Genomic DNA, 9,446 nt, shown 5'->3' on the forward strand with positions numbered 1-9,446 from the left:
AGGCCGAACTCTTCGACCATGGTGTCGAAGCTGCAGGTCTCGCCACGATGGCTCCAGAAGACGTTCTCGACGTCGAACGGCGTGGCATCGAACCGGTCCGCGACACCCGCCACCTCCTGCGGCGCAACAAACAGGAAGGCCGCATGCGGGTCGACGAAACGCCGGATCAACCATGGGCAGGCGATACGGTCGATCTTCGGGCGTGCCCGCGTCACCCACACGGTGCGGCCCGCCACATCGCGCGGTGGCAGCCTGACTGCCGGCACCGCAGGCAGGCCGGCAGCAAACCAGGCCTCGACGCCGCCTTCGAGCGACTCGGCGGGCAGGCCGAGCTGCCGCAGCCATGCGGCAGTGCCTTCGCTGAGCTTTTTGCCGGCATGGCAGATGACCACCGCCGAAGGCCGGGTGACCGTATGGCGCCATGTCTCGACGTCTCGGTGGGATTGGCGGATCGAGCCCGGCACCAGCCGTGGATCGAGGGCGAAGTCCTCGTCATTGCGCACGTCGATCAGTGCCGGGCAGTTCGGCGTGCCGATCAGGCGGGAAAGCTTGTCGGTGGATATGGTGGTCGGTGATGGCATGGCGCGTCCTTCCGTGTGACGGGTTGCTGGACGCGATGCTTGGGCCTGAGCCTCGTGGGGAGATCGCAATCCCCATGGCCGGGATCATTCGCCGGATGTGCTCTCAAGTCAAGCGACTGCAAAGACCTCGGAGCCGCCGCGGCCTATTCGGCGGGAGTGAGTGCGGCGGGAGCCTTGGATCGCCTGCCGAGCCCTTCCGTCGCGAGCCAGCGCAACAGCCATTGCTGCAGCCGGAACACCGCCAGGCCGGAGGCGATACCGATAACGATCGCAATGACGGCGATACCCAATTGCGGAGCGCCTGGGTCCGGTTGCGGCAGCAGCCAGTCGGGAATGAGGCGGTGGAACAGATAGATGTGATAGCTGGCGGCCGAGATCGGCAGGATCACGCGAACCAGCCAGCCGGGCAGCCTGAGGCGCGGCACGAACAGCAGCATCGCCACCGCCCCCAGCACCAGCATGTATTTGATCCAGGAGCCGACCCAGTTGCCGCCCCACCAGGCCAGCACGGCGCAAAGCACGGCGGCGCCGAGCAGGAAGATCCGGCGTGCCGGCGCCCTATCGACGAAAAACAGGCACCAGCCGACGACGGCCAGATAGAACACGTCGGGCAAGGTGAAGATCTGCACGCCGCCGAGGTTCCAGACCTTCGGGACGAGGAATTTGGCGGCAACCGCGGCCGCCAGCAGCACGAGCCCCGACTTCAGCGGATTGCCCACCACGAGTTTCCGCAGGGACGGCACCGAGAAGAACAGCGCCGCCAGCAGCATGATCTGCGCGTAGGCCTCCACGAACCAGTAGAGGTAGGGCAGCATGTGTGGCGGCTGGGTGAAACCGAGATTGCCGACGAGCAGCACCGAAGGCCACAGCACCTCGCCGCGCGCCATCGAGAAGCCGATGACGATCGGTACGTAAAGCGCGAGGTTCGCGACCAGCGGCCGCAGGAAACTCCTGATGTCGCCGGCGAACAGATGCCTGCGCTGAAAGCGGGCGAGGCCGAAACCCACCAGCATGACGAGGATCGCCGCGCCGCCGGGGACCGGCCATGTCGTTGCATGGTGAACGACGATCATCAGGATGGACAGCGCCCGCAGCACCAATTGGCTGTCGACCGACTGGCCGCCGCTCTCCACGGCCGCGGGACGCTGAAGCGCCGAAACCGGCATCGTTTCCCAGCCCGCAGGCAAGGTGCCGAGCTCGCGCTCGATCGCGAGGGAAAGCTGGACGTAAAGCAGCGAGTCGCCGCCCAGCCCGTCGAAGCTGTCGCCCGGCGCGACGGTGCGCGGATAGAAGGCGTCGCGATAGGCTTCCATCACGCCGCGGACCGGGCCGCTGCGATGGAGCCGGAGCCGGAGCGCGGCGTAGTCGATCTTGCCGGACGGCAGCCGCGGCAGCACCGCGATCCGGTCGACGGCGAGATGAGGACGGGGCAATGCGCTGGTCGCCATCATGACGCGGAGCACGTCGTCGTCGCTCGCCGGCGACCCCGTCAGGATCGCCAGGAGACGCTCGTCGTCGCCAATGACCGTTGCGGTCATGCCCGCCTTTTCCAGTGCCCGCTCGACCGCCTCATGGTTCACGCGCAGGCCCGCGATCTTCGATATGCGCTTGCTGCGGCCGGCGATCGAATAGAACCCCTGCTCGTTGCGGATCGCGAGGTCGCCGGTTTTCAGCGCATCGATCTCGAACCCCCTGGCGAGATCGGCCCGCTCGGAGGCGTAGCCCATCATGACGTTGGGGCCGCTGTAGACGAGCTCGCCCTCGACATTGTCTCGCTCGATGGGCTTTCCGTCCCGGTCGGCCAGCCACAGCCTGCCTCCCGGGACCGCTATGCCGATGCTCTGCGGATTTTCGGCAAGGCTTTGCGGTGGAACATAGGCTATGCGGGCCGTCGCCTCGGTCTGGCCGTACATCAGGAAAAGCTGCCCGGACTTCGCTTCGAGCCGGCGCCGGAACGTCTCCGTCAGTGCCAGCGGCATGCGCCCGCCAGCGGCCGTCATGAAGCGCAGCGCAGGCAGGTCGTGATCGAAGAAGCCCCTGCGCTCGAGCATCTCGAAGGAATAGGGAACGCCGCTGATGTTGGTGCAGGCAGCCTCGCGCATCTCGGCTGCAAACCCGGCATCCGACGCACCGTATTTCGGAAAATAGATGCCTGCCCCCGCCTCCAGATGCGAGTTCAGCACCGACAGGCCGTAGGAGTAGTGGAAAGGCAGGATCAGCGCGGCCCGGTCCTGCGGGGTGAGACCCAGATAGCCGGCGATCGCCCGGGCGTTGGCTTCGACAGCCGTGGCGGACAGCCGCACGAACTGGCTCTTGCCGGTGCTGCCGGATGTGCCGAGCATCAGAGCGAGTTCCGGGTGCATGGGCGCGGCCGGGCCCACGACCTGCGCGGTGCATCGCCAGCGGCCGTCGACGCGCCGGCAAACGATGTCGGGAGCGAAGTCCGCGATGAAATCATCCAGCGCAGAACTGTTGCAGGACGGGATCATCGCAACGGCATGGTTGCCGTGCAGCGCTGCCAGATAGGATATGACGGCGTGTTCGCAGGGCTCCGCCACCACGGCGACGAGCTTCTTCTGCGTGCCGAATTCGCGTGCCAGCGTGCCGACGCGCCGGCCGAGTTCGGCATAGGAAATCGGCGCGCGCCCCGGGAAGACCAGTGCCGGGCGCTCGCCGTGATCCACGAGCCGTTGTGTCAGCCGCATTCCCAAACTCTCCAGCAGGCCCGGTGGGCTCTTTGCCGCCTATGCGATTGCGGGAACGCGCTAATCCATTTCCTGATCGATTGCATCACCTTTTTTATGCCCATCGGAGGTAGAAAACCTCCAGTACGGAAGCTGGGCGTGATTTTTCCCGTTTCGTTGGGCCTTCGGCTTGGCAAGGCGCCGGAAGGCTTGCTTTGAAAGCACCGCCCGGATACCCCGGCAGCGGAGATCGGACCCCGAAGGAAGAGTGCGTGGCAGATCAATTCAACGAGCGCGACGACCGGCCCGTGCTGAAGGTCGAGCGGCTGATGCGCCGGCTGGGGCCGAACTTCACGCTGGGGCCGATCGACCTGTCGATCGGGGCGAGACAGATCGTGTGCCTCGTTGGCCATTCCGGCTGCGGCAAGTCCACGCTGCTGCGGCTGATCGCCGGCATCGAACGGCCGGACGAGGGTATCGTGAGCCTCAACGGCACGGAATTGGCCGGGCCGGACGCCTTCGTCGAGCCGGAGAGACGCAATATCGGTTTCGTCTTCCAGGATTATGCGCTGTTCCCGCATTTGACGGTGCAACAGAACATCGAGTTCGGCCTGCGCGGGCGGCCGCGGGGGGAGGCGCAGGCACGCGTCGCCATGCTGCTGGCCCTCACCAAGCTCACCGCCATGGCCGACCGCTACCCGCATATGCTGTCGGGGGGCGAACAGCAGCGCGCCGCACTGGCGCGTGCGCTGGCGCCGGAACCGTCCATATTGCTGATGGATGAGCCGTTCTCCAATCTCGACCGGGACCTGCGCGAGCGCGTGCGCACCGACACCATCGCGCTGCTGCGTGCCACGCACACCACGGCCGTCATCGTCACGCACGAGCCCGAAGAGGCGTTGTCCATCGGCGACCAGATCGTGTTGATGCGATCCGGTCGGATCGTCCAGAGCGGCGCGGGCCGGGATCTGCACGACAGACCCGCCGATCGTTACGCGGCGGAATTCTTCAGCACCTTCAACCGCGTGCCCGGCGTCTGCCGCGGTGGTGAACTGCATACCGCGCTCGGCACATTCCCATGTCCGCCTGCCCTTGCCGACGGCAGCCAGGCATTGGCCTTCATCCGTCCCCAGGCGGTCTGCCCCTCGTTCGACGGGCTGACCGGTTCGGTCCTGTCGCGCAGTTTCCGGGGTGAGATCGAACAGTTCGAACTCGACGTCGAAGGGCTCGAAGCGCCGCTGGTCATGCGGACCACGCAGCGCCTCGACCCGCAGGGCGGCACGCTCAGCTTCCGGATCGACCCGCAAGCCGTCCTGGTCTTCCCCCTCGACGAACGCGGGTAAGCCGCGACTTCACGGGAATTTCGGCAGTCCTCGTGAAATAAACTTGACTAGCATGATCATAAATGATGCAGCGGAGACAGGACCGCCAGCAGATGAGAGATTTCATGCTCAACGCACCTTTCAAGATGACGCTTGCCGCCGCTGCTTCCCTGCTCGCCGTTGCCAATGCGGCCGCGGCAGCGGAAGTGAGCATCTACACCACGCGGGAACCCGGCTTGATCCAGCCGCTGCTCGACGCCTTCAGCAAGTCCAGCGGCATCACGATCAACACCGTCTTCCTCAAGGACGGCCTTGCCGAGCGCGTGGCCTCCGAAGGTGAGAGCTCGCCGGCCGATATCCTGATGACGGTCGACGCCGGCAATCTTGTCGACCTGGTCGACAAGGGGGTCACCCAGCCGGTCGAGTCTGCCGTGCTGAACGAAGCGATCCCGGCGCAGCTCCGCGACGCCAAGGGCAACTGGTTCGGCCTGTCGATGCGCGCCCGCGTCGTCTATGCCGCCAAGGACCTCGATCTCCAGACGCTCAACTACGAGGACCTTTCCGACCCGAAGTGGAAGGGCAAGATCTGCATCCGGTCCGGCCAGCACCCCTACAACACCGCCCTGTTTGCCGATCACATCGCCCATTATGGCGCCGAGGCCACCGAGAAGTGGCTGGCCGGGATCAAGGACAACCTCGCCCGCAAGGCCGCAGGCGGCGACCGCGAAGGCGCCAAGGACATCCTTGGCGGCGTTTGCGATATCGCCATCGCCAATTCCTATTATGTCGGCCTGATGCGCTCGGGCAGAGGCGGCGAGGAACAGAAGAAGTGGGGCGACGGCATCAAGGTCATCCTGCCGACCTTCAAGAACGACGGAACCCACGTCAACATCTCCGGCGCGGCCGTCGCCAAGCATGCCCCCCACAAGGAGGAGGCGATCAAGCTTCTGGAATTCCTGGTCTCGGACGAAGCCCAGAAGATCTACGCGCAGGCGAACTACGAATATCCGGTCAAGGCCAATATCGCGGCCGACCCGATCATCGCCGAGCTCGGCGCGCTGAAGGTCGACTCCAAGCCGCTTACCGAGATCGTCGGCCACCGCAAGGAGGCCAGTGAGCTGGTCGACAAGGTCGGTTTCGACAACTGATATGGAGAGGGGCACCTGTCAGAGGTGTCCCTCCGCTGTTTCATGACCGTGTCGGCAGCAGATTTCAGATCCAGGGTCAGGCAGCGCCCGGGCGCCGTCTGGTGCATCGTGTCGGGTGCGACCGCACTGGCGGTCGCCCTGCCTTTCCTGGCGCTGCTCAGCGAGGCGACTCAGGGCGCCGACGGGCTTTGGGCGCATCTCTTCTCGACCGTTCTTCCAGTCGCCCTGCGCGACACGCTGATCCTGCTTGCCGGCGTCGGCATCCTTGTCGTCGCACTGGGTACCGGGACGGCATGGCTGGTCACCGCCTATGATTTTCCGGGGCGCCGGATGCTGGAATGGGCGCTGCTGCTGCCGCTGGCCGTGCCCACCTACATCGTTGCCTATGCCTATCTCGACATATTGCATCCGATCGGCATCGTGCAGGACACGCTGCGCCACATGCTCGGCTATGCCAGCCCCCGCGACTTCCGGCTGCCCGATATCCGCTCCATGACCGGCTGCATCCTGCTGCTCGCCTTCGTGCTCTACCCTTACGTCTACATTGCCACGCGCGCCATGTTCCTGACCCAGCCGGCCAGCCTGATCGACGCGGCGCGAACCCTCGGCGTGGCGCGCCGCGCCATTTTCTGGCGTGTTGCCCTGCCGCTGGCGCGGCCGGCGGTGGCGGTCGGCACGAGCCTGGCCCTGATGGAGACGCTGAACGATATCGGCGCTGCCGAATTCCTCGGCGTGCGCACGCTCACCGTTTCCATCTACACAACCTGGATCACCCGCTCCGACCTGCCGGGCGCTGCCCAGATCGCGCTGGTGCTGCTGGTCATCGTGGTGGCGGTGGTGGCATGGGAACAGCACGCGCGGCGCAGGCAACGTTTTGCCGCCGGCGTGCAGCGCAGCGGCAAGAGCTTTGAACGCCGCCGCACCTCTACTCCCGTCGGCCTGCTGCTTTTGCTCCTCGGCCTTGTGCCGGTGCTGATCGGCTTCGCCATACCGGCGCTCTACCTCGCGATCGAAGCCTATGACCGCATCGGCTATGCGGGCCTGCCGCCACGGTTCCTCTCCATCGCATGGAGCACCGTGACGCTCTCCGCAGCCGCCACCTTGCTGACGCTCATTCTGGGTGCGGCGGCGGCCTATGCCGTCCGCATGCGGCCCGGCGGCCTTTCCGCCGCCGCCTTCCGGCTCTCCGCCATCGGCTATGCGGCACCTGGCACCGTGGTCGCCATCGGCCTGGTGATCGTGCTGGGCGGCTTCGACCGCACGGCGAATGCGCTGGCCGGCTCCTGGTTCGGCGTAGCTCCGGGCCTCATCTTCCTCGGCTCGGGCGCCGGGCTGATCTACGCCTATACCACGCGCTTCCTCACCATTTCGGCCGGAGGCATAGCGGCAGGCCTCAGCCGTGTCCCGCAATCGCTGGACGAGGCTTCGCGAACGCTCGGCGAAACCGCCTTCGGCACCTTGCGCCGCGTGCACCTTCCGCTGTCGAAGACGGCGCTCGCCGCTTCGGCGCTGCTGGTCTTCGTCGATTGCGTGAAGGAATTGCCGGCGACGCTGCTGTTGCGGCCGCTGAATGTGGAGACGCTTGCAACGCACCTTTATGGAGAAGCGGCGCGCGGTACCTATGAGGAGGCGTCCGTCTCGGCGCTTGCCATCGTGCTGATCGCCATGCTGCCGGTGGTGCTGCTGTCGCGGGTCGGCGCGCAGCGCAACCTGCGCCGGGAGAGCGAGCCCTTTGCAGGCAAGGGCGGAAAGTTCCGCTTTTTCAAGGAACCGACCATCTCGCCGGTTGCTCAGGGCCCAGAAGGATAATTTTCCGGCACTGTGAAGCAGATCGGCGGAGGCAGCACCGCCCTGCCGAAATCCTGCCGATGCTTCGCTTGACCCTCGGATATACGAACCATATATGCACCGTATATTAAGCGGAGACAGTCATGGGCATCGTGAAGATCGACGAGGAACTGCATGAGGAGGTGCGCCGCGCCTCGACCGTGATGTGCCGTTCCATCAACGCGCAGGCCGAGTTCTGGATGAAGATCGGCATGCTGGCCGAGGCCAACCCGACGCTTTCCTTCACCGAGATCGTGAAGCGGGAGCTGGCCACGGCGCAGCGGCACCCCGCCCCCGATCTTGCGGTAGCCTGATGCTGGTCGCGATCTTGCAGATGCGCTCCTTGCGCATCAGGTCTTTGATTTTGCGCATGCCGTTCTCGCAAAACCGCTTCACACTTTTGCGCGGCATGCCGTGATGGTCAAGACATCGGACGAGCTGGCGCTGATGCGTCAGTCGGGCAGGCTGCTGGCCTCCGTCTTCGAGATGCTGGACACGCTCCAGCTTGCCGGCATGTCCACCTTGCAGGTGGACGCGCTGGTCGACCGCTTCATCACCGAGGACCTTGCGGCACGCCCGGCCAGCAAGGGGCAATACGGCTTCAAGCATGTGCTGAACTGCTCGATCAACGATGTCGTTTGCCATGGCGTGCCGGATGCCGCCGCGATCGTCCGCGACGGCGACATCGTCAATTTCGACATCACGCTGGAGAAGAACGGCTTCATCGCCGACTCCTCGAAGACCTATCTGGTCGGCAATGCCTCGCCGGTGGCGAAACGGCTGGTGCGCGTCGCCCAGGAGGCGATGTGGAAAGGCATCCGCGAAGTGCGGCCCGGCGCGCATCTCGGCGACATCGGCTATGCCATCGAAAGACACGCAAAGAAGAATGGCTATTCGGTGGTGCGCGAGTATTGCGGACACGGCATCGGCCGCGAGATGCATGAGGAGCCCCAGGTCCTGAACCACGGACGGCCGGGAACCGGCGTGCGGCTGCGCGAAGGCATGGTCTTCACCATCGAGCCGATGGTGAACCAGGGCACGCGCCGGGTGAGGACGGCCGACGACGGCTGGACGGTGCTGACCCATGACGGCAAGCTTTCCGCCCAGTTCGAGCACACAGTCGCCGTCACCGCCACCGGCGTCGAAGTGCTGACGCTGCGGCGTGATGAGAGGCTGGTGGCGTAGGCACCGCCTGTCTGCGACGAGCGGGCGTTTGCCCGGGCGTTTGTTTGAACCGGGTCGACGCTTACGGCGTTGCCCCACCAGGCAACTCGCGCAAAGGAGCACCGCATGGCCGTTCGCAAGTTCTCCGTATCCGACGCCTCGTTCGAGCATGTGCCTGGACTGGACGGGGATGTCTTCACCGGCAATCTGGTCGATCAGCATCACGGCTCGCCCATCACCATCGGCTATGGCCGCTACGGACCAGAGGTCAGCATCGACATCACGCTCGCCGTCGACGACGTCATGGTGGTGCTGAAGGGGCAGCTGTCGGTGTCCGGCGAAGACGGCATCGTGGTCACCGCCGGGCCGGGCGAGATCGTTCATATGCCGAAAGGTGACAAAGTCACCATCCGCGCACATGAGGACGGCGCGATCACCGCCTATGTCACCTACCCGCACTGGCAGGAGGCGGAGAGCGGGTGAGTGCTGGGGGCGTTCCGTCCCCCGGCGTTCGGAATGAAGGGGCCCTGCACGACCGCCCTCATCCTGAGGTGCTCGCCCGCACGCCAATTGCAAGCACAGCCCGGGCCCTTGCCGGGCGAGCCTCGAAGGACGCACCCGAAACGGCTGGATTGTAGGGTGGGGGGTAGAGGCGGCGGTTGGGGGCCCCCCACGGGGGGGGGCGGTTTGGGGGGCGCCCGCCCGGGGGCCCCACCCCCC

Annotated in this window: 8 protein-coding genes; 6 read left to right on the forward strand and 2 right to left on the reverse strand. The window is 65.7% G+C overall.

The window, feature by feature from the left end; genetic code table 11:
- Both L4923_RS30120 and L4923_RS30125 read right to left on the reverse strand, forming a co-directional pair.
- The coding region (locus L4923_RS30120) for a chromate resistance protein ChrB domain-containing protein (RefSeq protein ID WP_239370780.1) at positions 1-581 on the reverse strand (581 nt) is incomplete at its 3' end.
- 143 nt (positions 582-724) lie between these two features.
- Positions 725-3,286 carry an AMP-binding protein gene (locus L4923_RS30125; protein WP_239370781.1) on the reverse strand — a complete coding sequence of 854 codons (2,562 nt, stop codon included), beginning with the start codon at positions 3,284-3,286 and terminating at the stop codon, positions 725-727.
- A gap of 308 nt (positions 3,287-3,594) precedes the next feature.
- Between L4923_RS30125 and L4923_RS30130 the strand changes: the two genes are divergently transcribed.
- The 6 genes from L4923_RS30130 (at position 3,595) to L4923_RS30155 (ending at position 9,209) form a co-directional block, all read left to right on the forward strand.
- Positions 3,595-4,608, forward strand: coding sequence for an ABC transporter ATP-binding protein (locus L4923_RS30130; RefSeq protein ID WP_239370786.1), 1,014 nt, complete (start codon positions 3,595-3,597; stop codon positions 4,606-4,608).
- Positions 4,609-4,733: 125 nt separating this feature from the next.
- Entirely contained in the window at positions 4,734-5,735 is a 1,002-nt protein-coding gene (locus L4923_RS30135; protein ID WP_239370787.1) for an extracellular solute-binding protein, read from the forward strand.
- A 42-nt stretch (positions 5,736-5,777) separates the two neighbouring features.
- Positions 5,778-7,544, forward strand: coding sequence for an ABC transporter permease (locus tag L4923_RS30140; RefSeq protein WP_239370782.1), 1,767 nt, complete (start codon positions 5,778-5,780; stop codon positions 7,542-7,544).
- A 122-nt stretch (positions 7,545-7,666) separates the two neighbouring features.
- Complete coding sequence (locus L4923_RS30145) at positions 7,667-7,876, forward strand: ParD-like family protein (RefSeq protein WP_239370783.1); 210 nt, start codon at positions 7,667-7,669, stop codon at positions 7,874-7,876.
- A gap of 103 nt (positions 7,877-7,979) precedes the next feature.
- Positions 7,980-8,747: a type I methionyl aminopeptidase gene (map, locus tag L4923_RS30150; RefSeq protein WP_239370784.1), complete on the forward strand. Its 768-nt coding sequence runs from the start codon at positions 7,980-7,982 to the stop codon at positions 8,745-8,747.
- Positions 8,748-8,852: 105 nt separating this feature from the next.
- Positions 8,853-9,209, forward strand: coding sequence for an ethanolamine utilization protein (locus tag L4923_RS30155; RefSeq protein ID WP_239370785.1), 357 nt, complete (start codon positions 8,853-8,855; stop codon positions 9,207-9,209).
- Positions 9,210-9,446 lie beyond the last annotated feature (237 nt).

This window comes from Terribium retamae, assembly GCF_022347545.1.
Taxonomy (GTDB): Bacteria; Pseudomonadota; Alphaproteobacteria; order Rhizobiales; family Rhizobiaceae; genus Mesorhizobium; species Mesorhizobium retamae.